The organism is Mesoplasma melaleucae (assembly GCF_002804105.1).
Classification (GTDB): Bacteria; Bacillota_I; Bacilli_A; order Mycoplasmatales; family Mycoplasmataceae; genus Mesoplasma; species Mesoplasma melaleucae.
In genome coordinates, this window is the sequence record NZ_CP024964.1 from 327,512 (window position 1) to 344,372 (window position 16,861).

The following is a 16,861-nucleotide window of genomic DNA, read 5'->3' on the forward strand; positions in this document are numbered from 1 at the left end:
AAAAGAAAACTTTATGAAGTTGTAACAGCTATTGATGCTGGTAATCCGTTAACTGCTGGAGCAATTTTTAAACAATTGGTTATATCTTGAAATGCTGTATTATGTAACTTCTTAATCCGTTTAGCTACTCAAGGGTCTAAATCAGCAAAGGGAATACTGTTGCTGCAATGATAATGTATGTTCTAGTATTATTCTACTTTGCAATTGGTGGATACCAACACTGTGTTGCTAACTGATTTGGAGCATGAATGTTAATCTTAAGAGCAATAGCTAATTCAAATATTAAACATGCAAATATGGCATGAGCATTTGTTGTTTTCAACATTATTCTATCATTAATAGGTAACTTTATTGGTGCTCTAATTATTGGAACATTTATGGGTTTATTTAATAAAGAGTTTGATGTTTTACTAGTTCAAGAAGCAAGAATGAAATTCTTAACTGAAGAAATTGAAAGAATTGAAAATAAAAAAATAATCTCATTCGAGATTATTTTTTTGGCCTCTTAAGTTAGCTAATACGTCTTGAATGCAATCATGACAATAGTATAAAGTTATTCTTTTATAAACAGGTTTGTAGTTAATCATTTATTTTGTGTTGAGTTTACATCTAAAACTTTTTCTGCAAATGATAAGCTTCCATCATTTTTACAATTTGTACTATAACATTTCATTGACTTAGTCCTTTTGCCTTCTATCTTCTCTTAGTCGATTTAAAAACTCTATATCATTTGTTTCAATAATGGCTTTGATATATTGTTTTGACTCTGCACGTAATCTTTTAATTTTATTTTTTGATTTGTATTTATAGTTTCAATCAACAACTCTTTTTAATACTAAACAAATTATATACCCAATTGTTGTTAATGTTGCTAATAAGTAAGCTAATCAGCCCTTTCCACCATATCCAAAGTCAACGCTCAGTTTAGTTCCTTCGCTTGTATCGATAAAATTAAAGTCAGGAGCATTAACAAAACCAGCTTGAACAATGTTAATTGAATATCTCATTGGATGTGCATATAATAAGTAGTTTAATCATTTTTGTTGAACAATTCTTGCAAATGGAAATCCCAATCCTAAAAAGTACATTGTTGAAAAATAAATTAATAAACCAATCATTACAGCTCATTTTGAGTTTGAGATAAATGTATATAAGAATAATGCAATTACATAACATGTAATTCAACAAATTGCCAAACCAAATAACATCATTAATCCATTCATATTATCTAAATATGATCATTGCGCTGGAAATAATGCCATTGATATTGAGAATAATAATAAACATATTAAAAATGTTGATACTAAATTAAATGCTAATAATGATAAGTGTTTTGTCTTATTATTAATATCAGTCATATTAATTTTGTCAGTAAAGTTTTTATTTCTTCAATCAATAATAGTTCTTAAGTAAATATACATAGAATTTCTAGTCATCGCTACACATATTCCTGAAACCAATAAGAAAGGATCATTATTTTTAAAAGCTAATCAACAAAGCATTGTATATAACGAAATAAATACACCCAAGAATATATTTAAAGGGTTTTTAAATCAATGTTTTGTTTGAATAACAAACAACATACTAAAAACGCGGTATTCTTTTTTTAACTTACTTAGTTTCATTATTGTTCACCTCGTTTTTTGCTAGGTTTTTTTGTTTTAGTCTTTTTTTTACCTTTTGTTTAGCTTTTTTATGGTCTAAGTTTGCAAATTCTACGACTGCTTTTAATTCATCAATTGAAACTGCTTTTTTAATTAATTCAATATTGTTAATATTTTTTTGAATACCTTTGAATTTTGAATATTTTCTTGTTCCGAATTGATAATTATTTTTTAAACGGTAGTAAAACGCTAATGCAAAAATAATAATAAAGCCACAAGAAACTAATGCTGGCAATCATCAACCATTTCCACCATATCCAAATCCATGTACGTCTAATCATGTCCCTGGATCCACACCTGGGAAACTCATATTTGATACATTTCCTACTCATGCGGCTTGCATTAAGTGAAGTGTATATCTATGTGGTGCAAGATAAGTAGCAATATTAATTGCAGGAATTTGTCCTACAACATTTCAAGGAATACCTAAACCTAATAAGTACATTGGTCCAAAGTATGATAAAGCTGAAACAATAAATACATATTCTTTGTTTTTAAAAGTTGTTGATAAAAATAAAGCCATTACATTTGATAATAAAATATTTAAAATAAATCCTATTAAGAATGGTCCTCATTCAACATTTGTAATAACTTTTCTTTGTGATTCAAATAACATCGCTAAAACAATCAATATTAATGTAACAATAATATTTATAATTCAGTTAAAACATAAAATTGAACCATATAACACTTTTTTTGAAACGGGTGTTGTTAGTAAATTTCTTACAAGTCTTGTTTCTCTTCAATCTGCTAGTGTTAAATTTAAATTATATTGTGAATTTCTAATAGATGAAATACCAATTGCAGAAGCTAAAACAAAACTATCAGCTAAAAGCCCTGATTCAGCATCGTGTGGTTTAAAAGCAACTCAACATAACATTGTAACTGTTGTTAAAACAATTCCTAAAATAATATTAATAGGATCAGTTATATAGTTAAAAGTTTGTGCTTTTATTAATCTAATAAAAATTCTTACATTCTTATTAGATTTCATCGTGAATTTCCTCATTTGCAGAAGTTTGATTTACAGCAGTTTTTAATTTAACTTCATTTTGTTTTTTGAATTGTTGTTTTAAGATTTTTCTTCTAATATTTTTTTGCTCTTCTTTAATGTATTTTTCTTTAAGTTTTTCTAATTGTTTTTTTTCTGATTCAGACATTGTAATGCTTAAAACATCACCATTTACAATAACTTTATCATTTGCAAAAGTTCTTTTTAATTCTTTAGTCAAGAACTTTTCAATAGTATTTAATAACTTGTGATACTTTTTGTATCGATAATTAATAGTTAATTTATTAATAATTTTAATTGTAGTTTTAATTTTTTTAGAAATGATTTTAATTGATGTTTTATTAATGTAAGAAATTGAAAGGTTATCAATGCTTGTTTTTAAATCAAGAATACTGAAATAAACTTCTTTTAATCTGTTTAATACTTTTTCATTATAATTTTCTTGATTTTCTAGCTCTTCGATAATTGTTTGTAAATTATTACAATATGCTTCTGTTTTTGTATTCATTGTTGAAAAAAATTTAGATTTGTTTTTTAATTTCTTTTCAACAATAAGTTCTTCTTTAAAGATTGATTTTGTATATTCCATTACTGATTTATATTCTTTTTTAACTTCTTTAATTGAAAGATCATCAAAAATTTCACCATCGTTAAGGTAAACTACTCTATCTGTTAAATTCTCTAAGAAATAATAACTTGGGTGGTTTAAAATAATAGTGTTTCCTGCAGCTAAATATTCTTTAAAAAAGTTTGTAATTTTTTCTTCATATTTAAAATCAATATCTGATGATAATTCGTCAATTAAAACTAATTCAGGTTTTGAAATAAAAGATAAAAAGATTGCATAAACTTGTAATTTTACGATTGATAATTTTGAAAGATATTTTTCTTCAATCTCATTTACGCCAAAAACATCTTTAAGTTTATTAATTCATTCTAAGTCAGCCATTTCATAAATTCTGATTCATAAATCATTAATATCTTTTACTTTAAAACCATTTGGTCAAGCTTGTTCTCTTTTTTGAATACTAATCGCTTTTAAAATGTTTTCTTCTTCAAAGTTATAATTAATTGTTCCAGTTGTGTTTTTTAAATTGTTTGCAATGATTCTTAATAAAGTTGTTTTACCACTACCATTTGATCCAAGTAAAGATACACATTCACCACGGTATAGTTTCAAGTCGATTTTCTTTAATGCTCAAACTTCTTTGTTATAAATTTTTGAGACATTAGATAATTCAACTATTGGTGTATTTTCTTTCATTACTAAATTACCTTATCTTTCTATTTTTTCGATTTATTATTTATTGTACTCTTTCAAAAAAAATATGTAAGATTTTGCAATAACAAAACCTTAAATAAATAAGGTTTTGTTATATTTTTGGTTAATTATTAATTAGCAATTACAAATTTTCCTTTTTTAATGTCATGTGTTTTTCAGAATCCTAAGATTAATACCATAGTAGTAACACCAACAATAATTGATAAGATGTATAGTCCTACTCCTAAACCAATTGCTGCTCCAGAAGTTAAATCAACTAATCCTGATTTAAGTAATGGGAATACTGCAATTCCTCCATGAGGAGCTCCTAATGTGATTTTAAATCCACCAACCATTAAACCAGTTATTGTTCCACCAACCATTGCTGATGTTGCAATTCTTTTTGGATCAGTAACCATGAATGGAATAGCTCCTTCTGAAATGAAGAATGCACCCATTAATCAGTTAGCTTTTGCTGAATCTTTTTCTTTTGTTGTTCATGCATTTCTAAATAATAATGTACATAGCGCAATTCCAATTGGTGGCACCATTCCTGCTGCCATTGCTGCTGCCATTGTAACTGTAATTAATGGATTATCTCCTAATCCTCCAGATACTGAAAGTGTACCTGTTACGTATGCAATTTTGTTAATTGGTCCACCCATATCAGCACACATCATTAGTCCTAGAATTGCTCCTAATAATATTAATAAGTTATGTTCTGCTAATAATTTTAAGAATTGTTGAATACCGTACATTGCATATCCTAATGGGATATTTAATACGAACATTGTTAATGAAATTCCTAATAATGATAATACTGGAATTAAAACGATATCTCTAATTCCGTGGAATGATTTTTTGAATCTTCTAAATGCTAATGTTAATCCAAAAACGATTAACGCAGCAGCATAAGCTCCAACCATAGCACCAATAAATCCTGATTGCATTGGTATAATAGTTTCACCTTTGTCATTTAAAGGGAAAAGTATTGATCACATTCCTGATCAACCTCCAGGTTTGCTTGAGTAAGCGAATCCACCTAGACCATCAGCGTATACCCCAGCAATAAATCCTGGCATAAGTCCTTGAGGACCAACAATTGTATAAGCAATATATCCAGCAAGAATAGGAACCATTAACATTATTCCTGTTTTACCAATTGCTGAGAATCAACCAGCAACTGGTGAAATAGTTCCAAAATCTCCTCCGGCATTACCATTACCAGCTGCAAAGTCAATTAAGAATCCAATTCCTAAAATAATCCCCCCTGCAACAACGAATGGTAACATTCTTGAAACACCGGCAAGTAAGTTTCCTTTAACTTGAGCAAATTTTTTCAATGAGAAATCATCTGATCCTTCATCGTCATTTGATTTATATGCTTTAGCTATAATAGTTTTATCTGTTTTACCAAATTCTTCAATTAATTTTTTACCATTAAAGATTGCATCTTTTGTTGTAGTATCAATAATTTGTTTTCCACCAAATCTACTCATACCTTGTATGTTTTTGTCATGTGCTAAAATAACTACTTTAGCACTATCAACTTCCTCTTGGGTTAATCTGTTTTCTGTTCCTCTACGTCCTTGAGTTTCAATTTTTACACTTAATCCTAATTCTGTAGAGTACTCAATTAATTTTTCTTCTGCTAAATAAGTATGAGCAATTCCTGTTGGACAAGCTGTAATACCAACAACGTCGTATTTGCCTTGTTTTACTTCAATTTTTTTAATTTCAACTTTATTTTCAAAAGCACTTTGTAAAGCTTTAAATGATTTTGCTTTTCTTAATGCTGTTTGAATTTCAGGTTTCATCAAGTATTTTGACAAATCAGCTAATGCTGCTAAGTGAGCTTCACCTTTTTCATCATTTGTAGCTATCATAAAGATTAAGTCTACTGGTTTATTGTCTAAACTTTGTCAGTCTATTGGTGATTTTAAACTTACAAAAGCGATACATGGTTCTTTAACTACATTGTTAATTGCGTGTGGAATCCCAATTTGATCACCCATCCCTGTTGATGCTTCACTTTCTCTTTTTAAAATCGCATCTTTAAAAGTTTTTTTGTTAGTAATCATTTTTTCAACTGATAATTTATCAACTAAAAAATTAATTACTTCTTCTTTTGTTTTTAAATCTGCTTGAAAGACTGAAACTTTAGATTGAAATAAATCTTTTAATTCCATATTTGTCTCCTATTTATTTTTTTTACTGATATTTGATTTTTTAAATTTAAAATATCATTTTTTAATCCTAGTCATTCTGTAAATGCAGTCGCTCCACCTGCTGCTGCACCATATTGTAAACATTCTTCAACAGCTAAATTTTTATATAATCCATAAGTGAATCCTGCAATCATACTATCACCAGATCCAACTGAATTAACTAATTTACCTTTAGCTATTCCGGCTTCATATATTGAGCCATTTTCAGCAAAGAAATAACTTCCTTTGCTTCCGCTACTTAATAAAATGTTTTGTGCTCCTAATGCTTTTAATTGTTTTACCATTTCACATATTTCATTAAATGAATATTTTTTAAATGGTAAGTTTAATATTTCACATATTTCTTGAACATTTGGTTTTATTAAATAAGGTTTTGATTTTAATCCTTTTAACATACTTACTTTTGAAGTATCTAAAATAAAGATTACATTTTTTTCATTTGCAATATTACCAATTTCTTCATAGATGTTGTTTTCAACACCTGCGGGAATACTTCCTGCAGCAACTAAAATGTCACCGCTTTGTAAATTTTCTTTTAAAAAGTTTTTTAATTCATTTATTATTTCTAAACTAACAGCAGAACCTAAACCATTTAATTCAGTTTCTTCTAGTTTAGCTAAGTTTTTAATTTTCAAATTTGTTCTCGTGGCACCTTTATTAATAAAGAATTTATTTTTTAAATTATTTTCGTCAAATTTTTCTAAAAATGAATCTTTATTGTTTGAGCCTAAGATACCAGTAGATAACACTTCTGCCTCTAAATTATTTAAAACAATAGAAACATTGATACCTTTTCCACCAATTACAACATATTCATTCTTATAGTAATTAGTTTCTCCAATGTTAAATCCATCAGTTTCAATAATATGATCAAGTGCAGGATTTAATGTCACTGTATATATCATTTTATTTCCTCTTTTATATTAGTTTTATTAATTCTTTATCAGCAAATTTATAAAAAGATTTTCGATCCAATTTACTTGAATCAGCTAATCCATAACTTTCTCTTGAATTTTTAATAACTTCAATATTAACTTGAGCATGTTCTGGGCTGGTTGTTTACATATTTCCATCATGATCAACAGCATTAATACCTAGAAATGCTTTTTCAAAGTTATATTTTTTTAAAGCTTCAATAGCCTCAAATCCTAAAATAGCTCCTGTTACGTTTGTAAATTTACCACCTAGTAAATAAACATCTTCATGACCTTGTTTTACAAGTTCTATAACATTATAAATTGAGTTAGTAACAATTTGAGTTAGTAACAATTTGTAAATTAAGATCTGCTTTTAAGTGTTTAGCAATAAAATAACCATTTGATCCAGAATCGATAAAGATTGATTCATTTTTTTCAATTAATTTAATTGCTCTTTTAGCAATTTGCTTCTTTTTCCTTAACATTATCTTGAATTTTCTTTTCAAAAAAATCTTCATAGATAAATGCCGGTTCTTTATATTCAACTCCACCATGCAATTTGATAATTTTATTTAATTCTTCAAGTTCTGTTAAATCTCTTCGCAATGTTGTAAAGGGAATATTTAATACACTTGAAAGGGTATCTATTGCAACAATTTTTTTGCTCTTTAAAAAATTTAGAATTATTGTTTGTCTTTCTTTTTTAATCATACATACTCTTTCTAACTTCATAATACCAAAATAAACCAAAATAAACCAAAATAAACCAAAATAAACCAAAATTTGAAAATTTTTTTCCAAAATAAAAAAGGCAAGTGCCTTTTTGTTATATATTTTTAAATTATTTAATGAAATTATCTAACTTAGTTGGATCCATAAATCCAACATTTTTCTTTAATTCTTTTCCTTCTTCAAATAACATTAAAGTTGGGATTGACATAATTTGGTATTGTTGTGCAACTTCTGGAACTAAATCTACATCTAAGTCAATAAATTTAACTCCTTCTGTTTTTTGAGATAGCATATGCACTAAAGGCATTTGCATTTTACAAGGTCCACATCATGTAGCGTTAAAATCTACAAATGTTTTTCCTTCGCTTATTAATTTATCAAATTCTGCTTTTGTTGAAACTTTAATCATTTCTGCCATAATCATTATCTCCTTATTTCTTATTCTTTATATTAAACTATTTTTTGTTAAAAACTAAATTAACTATCATATTTTTAAATTCTTCTAATTTAACTGTAACTTGTTCTTCACTACCATATTGACGATAAGTTACTGTATTTTCTTTTCTTTCTTGATCACCAATAACTAATTGGTATGGTATTTTGCTTGTTTGAGCATCACGGATCTTATAACTTAATCTTTCATCTCTTAAATCAACATGCACTCTAATGAAATCTTTTTTCAAGTAGTTTCTGATTGTTTGTGCATATTCAATATTTTCTTCACTACCAACTGGAATAATTTGAATTTGGTTTGGTGCTAGTCATAATGGAAGTACACCTTTTGTTTGTTCTAATAAAGTTGCAATGAATCTTTCATATGTTCCAATTAATCCTCTATGAATCATAATTGGTGCTTTAAATTCTTGATTTTGATCAATGTATGTTACATCAAATTTCTTAGGTAATAAGAAGTCTAATTGAATTGTTGAAACTGTAATTTCGTGGTTTTGTGCAGTTTTAATTTGAATATCTAATTTAGGTCCATAGAAAGCTGCTTCACCAATACATTTTTTGTAATCAATATTTAAATCTTGTAACACTTTTTCTAATGCTGCTTCTGCTTCATCTCACATTTTGTCATCTTGATAATATTTAACTTTATCTTCAGGATTTCTTAAACTTAAACTTAAGTAATCAATTTTAATATTAAATGTTTGTAAAACTTCATTAATCATTTTATAAATTGATTTAAATTCCTCTTCAACTTGGTCTGGTCTAACAAAAATGTGACTATCTGTTAATTCCATCGCTCTAACACGTTCTAAACCAGTTAAACTACCGCTTGATTCATATCGATGTTGTAAAGCATGTTCTGCGATTCTTAATGGTAAATCACGATAGCTTCTTTGTTCTTGTTTATAAACAGCCAAGTGGTGAGGACAGTTCATTGGTCTTAAGATAAATTGTTCATCACTACCACTTCCACCATTAAATGGTTGAAACATATCTTCTCCATAGTGATCTCAGTGCCCTGATTTTTTATATAAATCAACTGTTCCAATAACTGAAGTTGTTACATTAATAAAATCGTATTCTCATTCTTTTTCTTTAAGATACTTTTTAATTTCTTCTTTAACTATTGTTCCATTTGGCATTCATAGTGGTAAACCAGGACCAACTAAATGATCAAATCCAAAGATTTTTAAAGTTTTATTAATGATTCTGTGATCTCTGCTTCTTCTATCTTCAAGAATTGCTTTTTTAGCATCTAAAGTTTCAATACTTTCAGCTGCCATACCATGTACTTTTTGTAACATAATATTGTCTGAATCATTTAATCAGTATTCACCAGTTAATTGTTGAACTTCAATTACCTTAATTAGTTTTAAATTTAAAGCTATTGCATGTTTTAAAATAATTGTTGTGTTATTTAATGTGTAAATTGTAACTTCTCCATATGTTTCAAACATTTCTTTTGCTAAGTGTTTTTGATATTCATTATTTTTAAATAATTCTTCAGCTTCTTTTAAATCAATTGTTCTTGAAATTACAGCATCATTCTTAATAATTTGATTTACTTTATTTTGAATGTTTTGTATTTCTTCTAATCCAATTCTTGGTTCTACTTCAAATGTTATTCCATATTCTAATTCATCTTCTTTATATAAAACTTTTGCTAATTTAACATCTTTATATAATTCTGAAATAGCAGCTCCTGTTACAAAGGCAGCAGTATAATTTAATACTTTGTAAAAATCAGAATGTTTGTTTGTAATTAATTCTAAAGTAGAATCTTTTTCAACAACATGATCAACAGACACATATCTTCCGTTAACTTTAGCTGCTACTGTAGCTTTCTTTAAACTTATTGCTATTGCTTCTGCAATTGATCTAATATTCATTGCTTGGTCAAATTCTTTAACTGAACCGTCTAATAATTTAATTTTCATAAATTCCTCCTTAAAAACAAAAACGCCCCTAAAACTTAGGAGCGTTTATAACGCGGTACCATCCTAATTCGTATTTAGCTGACTAAATACCTTAATTATAGGTTTATCGCACCTAACGTAACATTATTTTATTTGGTAGTAATAACTATTTAGCTTTATTGTTTTGCAGCACCAACAATTCTCTTTAAAAGCATCAATAGGATTGTGTCCAAAATGTTAATTAATATTCATTTTTTCAAAAATAATTATACAATATTATTTTAAAAAATGATAAGCATTAATATAAAATACTGTTTATATTATTTTTGTTTACTAACTTTACTTTTACTCTTTTTTAAAGATTTTTTAATATTTTCAAGTTCACGTTTATTTGCTAGTACGAAATGATCTTTTGATACTTCAACAAAATCAGGTGTATCAAAAATGTAATCATAGTGTTCTTCATCTGGTTTATATTCAATTAAGCTTTCACCAAAATTGTATTTTGGATCTGGTACTGGAATTGCTGATAGTAAATTTTTTTTATATGCATGAAGTGAATTTTTAAATAATTCTTCTGCTTCAGCCATTTCAACAATGTTTCCATGATAAATAACAGCAATTCGATCTGCAATAAATTTAACAACAGATAAGTCATGAGTAACAAATAAGTATGTTAAATCATATTTTTCTTTAAACTGTTGAAATAGATTTAAAAATTGAGCCCTAATAGAAACATTAAGTGCTGAAATTGGTTCATCAGCAATAATAATTTTTGGTTTAATTGCTAAACTTCTAGCAATTTCAATACGTTGTTTTTGTCCACCAGAGAATTCATAGGATAACGAGATAAATGTTCAGGAAGTAATCCAGCTGATCTAATTAATTTTAAAATAATGTATTTTTTAACATCATTAATATTTTCAATTTGATCAATAGTAATCTGATTATCTGGATAGTGTCATTATGTGCTTTTACATAATCCATTTTTGCTTCTTCTAATTTATATAATTGGGGGAAGTTGTCAATTCCTTCAGAAATGACTTCTTCGACAGACATTCTTTTATTTAATGATGACCCTTGATCTTGGAAGATCATTTGAACATTTTTTTATTTTCTCATTTTTGTGTTTTACTTGGTGTATCAAATAAATATGAATTATTAGCAAGTTCGTCAATTGATGGTAATTTTAAAGATTCAATTAATACTTTAATAGCTTCAACTTCTCTATCAGTAAGTGCAAACTCTTTGTTTTGTCATTTATATCATTCTAAAATTAAAGTTTGATCAGTTATATATTTATCAATAATTTCTTTTGCGTCTTTAACATTTGAAAGTTCTTTTGCTATTTTATTAACTTCTTTTGATGTCTGAATATTGTTCTTTTTAGCATTTTCATATGCTTTTGCAAATGTTGCTTTTGATACATAGATTAAATCATTATATTTTTTAATATTTTATCTTTATGTTTATGTGGAGCAGATAAGTCAAGATTTTGTTTTGCTAATTTATCTGCAATTTTAATTCTTCGAATAATTCTATCTTCATTAGTTTTAATTAATTCTAGTTTTTTAAAGCTCATTTCAATAACTTTTAAAAAGTTACTTGTATCTTTGATTTAATTAAACCTCTAACTGCTTTTTTAATTTTAGCAATATCGAAAAAGTCTAAACTGATTTTGTCTTTTAATTTTTCAACAATGTTTTTTGTATCTTCACTTTTAAGAATACTTGCTTTTCAAGTTTTGTAGAAATTTCTGGGACAAATTCATGAATACCATATGTAAATTGATTGATTGGATTAAATCCTTTAATGATATCATTAATAAATTTAAGGTTTTCTCTTGTTAATTCACGTCTTAGTGATATTGAAGAATAACCAAATTCTTTAGCTAAATTTACTTCTTTTAATGCTTCTGGATTATCTTTAAATTTTTCATAAACTGCTTTTAAATTTAAGATAGTTTTATTTACATAGTTAGATAAAATTAAGTATTTTAAATCTAATAATTAAAATTTTTTATTAATTTCTTTATTAATTGTATAAATAGAAGTTGGTTTCCCAGCAATGATTTCATCATTTAAGTAAGTTGACCCATCTTTAAGTGGTTGTACACCAGCAATAGCTCTACCAATTGTTGTTTTTTCTGATCCAGATTCAACAACAAGCCCAAAAATTTCTTTTCTGTAAATGTCAAAATAAACACTTTTAACAGCTTAAATTTTTTACCTTTATTTCTAAATTCGATAATTAAGTCTCGAATATTAATTAATGCATTTTTATTATCTTTTAACATTAGTTATCCTTTTTTTGGGTTAATATCTTTATCTGCGTATTCATTTAATAATCAAGTTTTTGCATAATGTGTTTCAGTAACTTTGAACATTCGTGGTTCATACATATAATCAATTTTTAATGCATATTTATTTCTTAGTGCAAATGCATCACCTTTAATTTCATTAAATAAGTTTGGTGGAGTTTCAGGAATAGAATATAATTTTTTACCTTTAACACCAAGTTGTGGAAGTGATAGTAAAAACGCTCATGTATATGGATGTTTAGCATCTTCAAAGATTTCTTCTGTTGTTCCAATTTCAATGATTTGACCAGCATACATAACAGCGACTGTATCAGCAATATTTGCAATAACTCTTAAGTCGTGAGTAATAAAAATAACAAAGAAATTATATTCTTTTTGTAACCTTTTAATCAGTTTTAAGATTTGTGCTTGAATAGTAACATCAAGTGCTGTTGTTGGCTCATCACAAATTAAGATTTTAGTTCTATAAGCTAAAGCAATTGCAACAACAACCCTTTGTCTCATCCCTCTTGAATATTTACCAGTAATATCTTTAAATCTTTGTTCCGCATTTGGAATCCCAACTTGTTCTAATAACTTAATTGCTTCTTTTTTAGATTCTTCTTTACTTAATTTTAATTATCTTTTAAGGACTTCAGTTAATTGGAAACCAACAGTTAATAATGAGTTTAAAGAAATCATAGGATCTTGAAAAATTGTAGCAATAGTTTTTTCTCTAACTTCATGAATGCTTTATTACCAACGTTTTTTGTTTTTATAACAGGAGCTTAAACAATTCTTCAATCTTCTATTAAATTTGAAAAGTGTTCTTCATTTTTAGCACTAATTTTTTTGTCTTTTGCAATTTGATCAAAAATTACTTTTAATTCTTTTTCAAATCTTAAAGTATATATTTTTTCAGCAAAATTAGTGTTAATTTCTTCTATAAGTTCAGAAGAAAAAGTAGTTTAATTTTGAATATTGCTTTCAATAACTGGAATTATTTTTTTAATAATAGCTAACTCTGACATAGACAATGCTTTAACTTTTTTTGTTTCAATATTAATTTGTAATATTACTTTTTCTAATTTTTTTATTCCTTCATTTCTTAAATCATCTTCAAGAATTATGCGTTTTTTAAAGCTTAAATTGTTTAACTCTTTTTCTAATTTAGATAATTTTTGTGCATCTTTTCTTTTTGTAAATTCAATAGATTTTGGTTTTGCAATCTCAATTTTTTTCTACTACCTTATTAATTTTTAAATCAATTTGTTCTAAATTTTGTTTAATAATATCATCAGTTTTTTCTAAAGGATTTAATTTTAAAATTTTTTTTATATCTTTATTTAATTTTTTGATTTTATTTGAATTAGTCTTAGTAATAAACTTAATAACGCTTTTTTCAATAACAGAATTTTAGATTTCAACAATATTAATTGGTTTTTTAAAGAAGGCTTGTGCATCATCCTTTGTTTTTTTGATTTGGTTTATAAATAATTGAACCATCACTAATTTAACCATTACTTTTAATCATTCCAGTAAAAGTCTTAGTAATTACAGATTTACCTAATCCAGATTCACCTACTAAAGCTAAAATCTCACCATCGTATAAATCAAAAGAAACATTTCTAATTGCTGTTAAAACACGACTTCTAACTCTAAATTTAACTTCTAAATTTCTTACTGATAAAATTTTGTTTTTTATAATTTTCTCCTTTTTTTATAGATTTGATAAAATGATTAAATATATTTAGTATGAAACTAACATCGAGGTAGAACATGGATAAAAATAAAAATTTGGGAGTAAAACAAAGTTGGGGGGTCTATAAAAAGTGGGCATTCCCCACTTTTTTATTTGTTAATTGACATAGATAATTAGTGTCCTCTATTTTTGTATACATGCAAAATACTCTTGAGAGCCTGATTTAATATTTCTGTTAAATTAGGTTTTTACTATATATATCTATATATCTATATATATCTCTATATCTTATATATTTATATAAATTTATTATCTATGTTAACTAAATTAAGTTTAAGAAAGGATATTTAAATAATTTATGAATATAGATTCAACAATATTTCTTACAAATATTAAGATTGAAGAAATAATATTTTCAGATTCTACATTTAATAAAAATAGTAAGTGAATAAAAATTAAATTTAGAAAGAAAGAAGTAAATACAAAAATGGACTACTTCTGAAGTTTTACAAAAGATAAAGAAACAATAGATAAGGCTTGAAAGCTATGAAATGATGGAAAAAGAGATAATATATCTATTTCAATAAATTTTTGACCAAATAAAAAAAACAAATATTTACAAGAATCGGATATATCCTATAAATTTTACTTGGTTGATATAAAGGATGCTGATGAGTAAAAAATATTTATATCCTTTAAGTACAAAAGATTATCATAGCCTAGAAACTTTAATTAGAAAATATACTTTTGAAACTATTTATAGAATTTGTGATCAATTGAATAAGGAAATTATTAGTTCAAGTATTTACTATAAAAAATATAATATTGAAAAACCCATAAAAAATTTAACTGTTCTTGAACATGATCACTACTGAATTTTAAAACAAATTATTTCTGCAAATGGTAACGATGAAACTAAATTTGTTCTTCGTTATATTAAAAATAAAAATGTCAAAACTAAAGAAAGGAAAAGTAATGAAATCAATAAAAGGCAATTTGATAGTTAAAAATAAACTATTTAAAAATGCTTATTTACACGACAAGAAAATATATAATTCTATTTTTATAAATTGTGTATTTAGAAATATTACTTTTTCTGCTGAATTTTCAAAAGTCAAATTTAAAAATTGTAAATTTCAAAGTTGCATATTTGAGTTTGATTCTGAATGAAGAAAGATAAGATTTATTGAATGCTCATTTACAAAAAATTTATTCTTTCCCAAAACTTTTAAACATATTTATTTCAAGTCAAATATATTTTACAAAAATTTAACAAGTGGAAATATATTAGAAAATAATAAGTTTGTATATAAAGTTAAAGGTATTAAGGATATTTCCCAAATCACGTGAGGTGATCATTATTAAAAATTATCCTACGTTAGTTGATATAAAATATGTTTCAAATGGAATACCAAAAATAAGTAAAAAAGCAAATTGATATAAGTCAGGTGAATATTTAAATTATATTTCCAGAGACGAAGCTGTAATGAAAATTGATTTCACAAAAGAAGAAATTGCTTTGTTAAGTGAAAAAAAGAAACAAGCTGAAATTAAATTCAAAGAAGAAATTAATGAATTAAACAGTTTATTGGGTACTCTAGATTTAGATGATAAAAAAGATTTAATTAAAACAACAAGGAAAAAAAGTTTTAAAGATTATTATTTAGCATTAAGTGAAATTACTGCACAAAAGAAATATAAAACTGGTCTTTATGATCTAAACGGTGAAATAAGTAAGAAAGCTTTATATTGAAAAAAACAGGCGTTTAAAAAAATTGATGCTGATAACCAAATTGTTTGATCAGGTGTTATTTCTTTTTCTAATGATTTCATGGAGAAGCAACAAATTTACAATGGACATGAATTTCATAAAATTGTTTCAAATAACTTAAAAGAATTTTTTTAAAATTTAATGATTTTAACATTAAACAAATGGAAACTGTTTTGGCTTTTCATAAAAATACAGACAATACACATTTTCATTTTTCTTTCTTTGAAAAAGTTCCAACAAAATGAAATGGAAATGAAAAAGAATTTAGAAAAATGGGAAAACTGGACAAAAATTCAATAAGAGATTTAGAACTAAATATAACTCATTCTATAAAAACAACAAAACAAACATTTGATGATTTATTTAAAAGTAAAGACAATGTCAGAGAACAATATAATTTAAATTTACTTGATTACAAAAAAGTTTTTGATGATTTAGTAAATTCTACTCAATTACCTAATAAAGTGATTAATAAACTGAGTAATAAAATTAAAAAAATTTCTTCAGAGAATTTTAATTTAACTTTTGGTTCTAAAAAACTTAGTCATAAAACAAGAAAAGAAATAGTTAATTTAACTTATACATTTATTGATTCAGTACCAGAATTAAAATCATCGTTTGATGAATTTCAAAAAGAAAATACAGTTTATGCTAAACAAGAGTTTAAGCGTTTTTTGAAAACTTATAAAAATGAGTATAGTGAAATTGATAATATTAAGAATTTTGATTTAACAAATGAAGAAAAAGGTTGAGATTATAATTTCAATTTAGATGACGAAAAGGAATTTTTAAAATTTAAAAAAATCAGTTTTTTAATAAAAATATTTTAAGCAAAGATGAAAATAATAATTTTCAAGGAATAATACCTAATTTAGCAAACATATTAATTCAAGAATTGAAAGAATA

Annotated in this window: 21 protein-coding genes and 3 pseudogenes; 7 read left to right on the forward strand and 17 right to left on the reverse strand. The window is 25.7% G+C overall.

Annotated elements, in window-relative coordinates; translation table 4 throughout:
• Positions 1-167: 167 nt before the first annotated feature.
• On the forward strand, positions 168-509 hold the full coding sequence (locus EMELA_RS04750) for a formate/nitrite transporter family protein (protein ID WP_169733553.1): 342 nt from the start codon (positions 168-170) through the stop codon (positions 507-509).
• Positions 510-677: 168 nt separating this feature from the next.
• Here the strand turns inward: EMELA_RS04750 and EMELA_RS01670 are convergent, their stop codons facing one another.
• The gene (locus tag EMELA_RS01670; protein ID WP_028124464.1) at positions 678-1,625 is read right to left on the reverse strand and encodes an ABC transporter permease; all 948 of its coding nucleotides are present in this window, start codon (positions 1,623-1,625) and stop codon (positions 678-680) included.
• On the reverse strand, positions 1,612-2,187 hold the full coding sequence (locus tag EMELA_RS05300; RefSeq protein WP_157844543.1) for a hypothetical protein: 576 nt from the start codon (positions 2,185-2,187) through the stop codon (positions 1,612-1,614). The genes EMELA_RS01670 and EMELA_RS05300 overlap by 14 nt, the downstream gene beginning before the upstream one ends.
• Between EMELA_RS05300 and EMELA_RS05305 the strand changes: the two genes are divergently transcribed.
• Positions 2,153-2,599 (forward strand): KGK domain-containing protein, encoded by a 447-nt coding sequence (locus tag EMELA_RS05305; RefSeq protein WP_157844544.1) that lies wholly within the window; start codon positions 2,153-2,155, stop codon positions 2,597-2,599. The two genes, EMELA_RS05300 and EMELA_RS05305, sit on opposite strands and share 35 nt — an antisense overlap.
• Before the next feature lie 48 nt (positions 2,600-2,647).
• Here the strand turns inward: EMELA_RS05305 and EMELA_RS01680 are convergent, their stop codons facing one another.
• From EMELA_RS01680 to EMELA_RS01715, 11 genes and pseudogenes are all read right to left on the reverse strand, one after another.
• Positions 2,648-3,940: an ATP-binding cassette domain-containing protein gene (locus EMELA_RS01680; RefSeq protein ID WP_028124466.1), complete on the reverse strand. Its 1,293-nt coding sequence runs from the start codon at positions 3,938-3,940 to the stop codon at positions 2,648-2,650.
• A gap of 128 nt (positions 3,941-4,068) precedes the next feature.
• Positions 4,069-6,126 carry a PTS fructose transporter subunit IIABC gene (locus EMELA_RS01685; RefSeq protein WP_028124467.1) on the reverse strand — a complete coding sequence of 686 codons (2,058 nt, stop codon included), beginning with the start codon at positions 6,124-6,126 and terminating at the stop codon, positions 4,069-4,071.
• Positions 6,117-7,070, reverse strand: coding sequence for a 1-phosphofructokinase (pfkB, locus tag EMELA_RS01690; RefSeq protein WP_028124468.1), 954 nt, complete (start codon positions 7,068-7,070; stop codon positions 6,117-6,119). Before pfkB ends, EMELA_RS01685 begins: the two co-directional genes overlap by 10 nt.
• 154 nt (positions 7,071-7,224) lie before the next feature.
• On the reverse strand, positions 7,225-7,434 hold the full coding sequence (locus tag EMELA_RS04755; RefSeq protein ID WP_028124469.1) for a sugar phosphate isomerase family: 210 nt from the start codon (positions 7,432-7,434) through the stop codon (positions 7,225-7,227).
• Positions 7,409-7,567 carry a hypothetical protein gene (locus EMELA_RS04760; protein WP_198407634.1) on the reverse strand — a complete coding sequence of 53 codons (159 nt, stop codon included), beginning with the start codon at positions 7,565-7,567 and terminating at the stop codon, positions 7,409-7,411. The genes EMELA_RS04755 and EMELA_RS04760 overlap by 26 nt, the downstream gene beginning before the upstream one ends.
• On the reverse strand, positions 7,539-7,793 hold the full coding sequence (locus tag EMELA_RS04765) for a DeoR family transcriptional regulator (RefSeq protein WP_028124470.1): 255 nt from the start codon (positions 7,791-7,793) through the stop codon (positions 7,539-7,541). The genes EMELA_RS04760 and EMELA_RS04765 overlap by 29 nt, the downstream gene beginning before the upstream one ends.
• 130 nt (positions 7,794-7,923) lie before the next feature.
• Positions 7,924-8,232 (reverse strand): thioredoxin, encoded by a 309-nt coding sequence (gene trxA / locus EMELA_RS01700; RefSeq protein WP_028124471.1) that lies wholly within the window; start codon positions 8,230-8,232, stop codon positions 7,924-7,926.
• A gap of 37 nt (positions 8,233-8,269) precedes the next feature.
• The gene (gene thrS / locus EMELA_RS01705; RefSeq protein ID WP_028124472.1) at positions 8,270-10,204 is read right to left on the reverse strand and encodes a threonine--tRNA ligase; all 1,935 of its coding nucleotides are present in this window, start codon (positions 10,202-10,204) and stop codon (positions 8,270-8,272) included.
• Positions 10,205-10,503: 299 nt separating this feature from the next.
• Positions 10,504-10,773, reverse strand: a complete 270-nt coding sequence (locus EMELA_RS05105; RefSeq protein ID WP_028124473.1) for a hypothetical protein — start codon at positions 10,771-10,773, stop codon at positions 10,504-10,506.
• 171 nt (positions 10,774-10,944) lie between these two features.
• A pseudogene (locus EMELA_RS05310) lies at positions 10,945-11,061 on the reverse strand (ATP-binding cassette domain-containing protein); the annotation flags it as partial.
• 10 nt (positions 11,062-11,071) lie between these two features.
• Entirely contained in the window at positions 11,072-11,281 is a 210-nt protein-coding gene (locus tag EMELA_RS01715; protein WP_028124474.1) for a hypothetical protein, read from the reverse strand.
• On the opposite strand from EMELA_RS01715, the gene EMELA_RS01720 reads away from it, so the two are divergent.
• On the forward strand, positions 11,282-11,614 hold the full coding sequence (locus tag EMELA_RS01720; protein WP_028124475.1) for a hypothetical protein: 333 nt from the start codon (positions 11,282-11,284) through the stop codon (positions 11,612-11,614).
• Between the two features lies 1 nt (position 11,615).
• On the opposite strand, the gene EMELA_RS04460 is transcribed toward EMELA_RS01720, so the two are convergent.
• The 4 genes and pseudogenes from EMELA_RS04460 to EMELA_RS05315 form a co-directional block, all read right to left on the reverse strand.
• Positions 11,616-11,765 carry a hypothetical protein gene (locus EMELA_RS04460; protein ID WP_156932130.1) on the reverse strand — a complete coding sequence of 50 codons (150 nt, stop codon included), beginning with the start codon at positions 11,763-11,765 and terminating at the stop codon, positions 11,616-11,618.
• Between the two features lie 498 nt (positions 11,766-12,263).
• Entirely contained in the window at positions 12,264-12,479 is a 216-nt protein-coding gene (locus EMELA_RS01725; protein ID WP_034971218.1) for a hypothetical protein, read from the reverse strand.
• Positions 12,480-12,482: 3 nt separating this feature from the next.
• Positions 12,483-13,226: pseudogene (locus tag EMELA_RS01730) on the reverse strand (ABC transporter ATP-binding protein); the annotation flags it as partial.
• A gap of 772 nt (positions 13,227-13,998) precedes the next feature.
• Positions 13,999-14,190: pseudogene (locus EMELA_RS05315) on the reverse strand (ATP-binding cassette domain-containing protein); the annotation flags it as partial.
• A gap of 352 nt (positions 14,191-14,542) precedes the next feature.
• On the opposite strand from EMELA_RS05315, the gene EMELA_RS01740 reads away from it, so the two are divergent.
• The 4 genes from EMELA_RS01740 to EMELA_RS01760 all read left to right on the forward strand — a co-directional run bounded on the left by EMELA_RS01740 (position 14,543) and on the right by EMELA_RS01760 (position 16,785).
• Positions 14,543-14,863 (forward strand): hypothetical protein, encoded by a 321-nt coding sequence (locus EMELA_RS01740; protein ID WP_100608958.1) that lies wholly within the window; start codon positions 14,543-14,545, stop codon positions 14,861-14,863.
• Complete coding sequence (locus tag EMELA_RS01745) at positions 14,856-15,191, forward strand: hypothetical protein (RefSeq protein WP_100608952.1); 336 nt, start codon at positions 14,856-14,858, stop codon at positions 15,189-15,191. The genes EMELA_RS01740 and EMELA_RS01745 overlap by 8 nt, the downstream gene beginning before the upstream one ends.
• Before the next feature lie 344 nt (positions 15,192-15,535).
• Positions 15,536-16,090, forward strand: coding sequence for a relaxase MobL (gene mobL / locus EMELA_RS01755; protein WP_100608960.1), 555 nt, complete (start codon positions 15,536-15,538; stop codon positions 16,088-16,090).
• 38 nt (positions 16,091-16,128) lie between these two features.
• Positions 16,129-16,785, forward strand: coding sequence for a hypothetical protein (locus EMELA_RS01760; protein WP_100608961.1), 657 nt, complete (start codon positions 16,129-16,131; stop codon positions 16,783-16,785).
• The last annotated feature ends 76 nt before the right edge of the window (positions 16,786-16,861 follow it).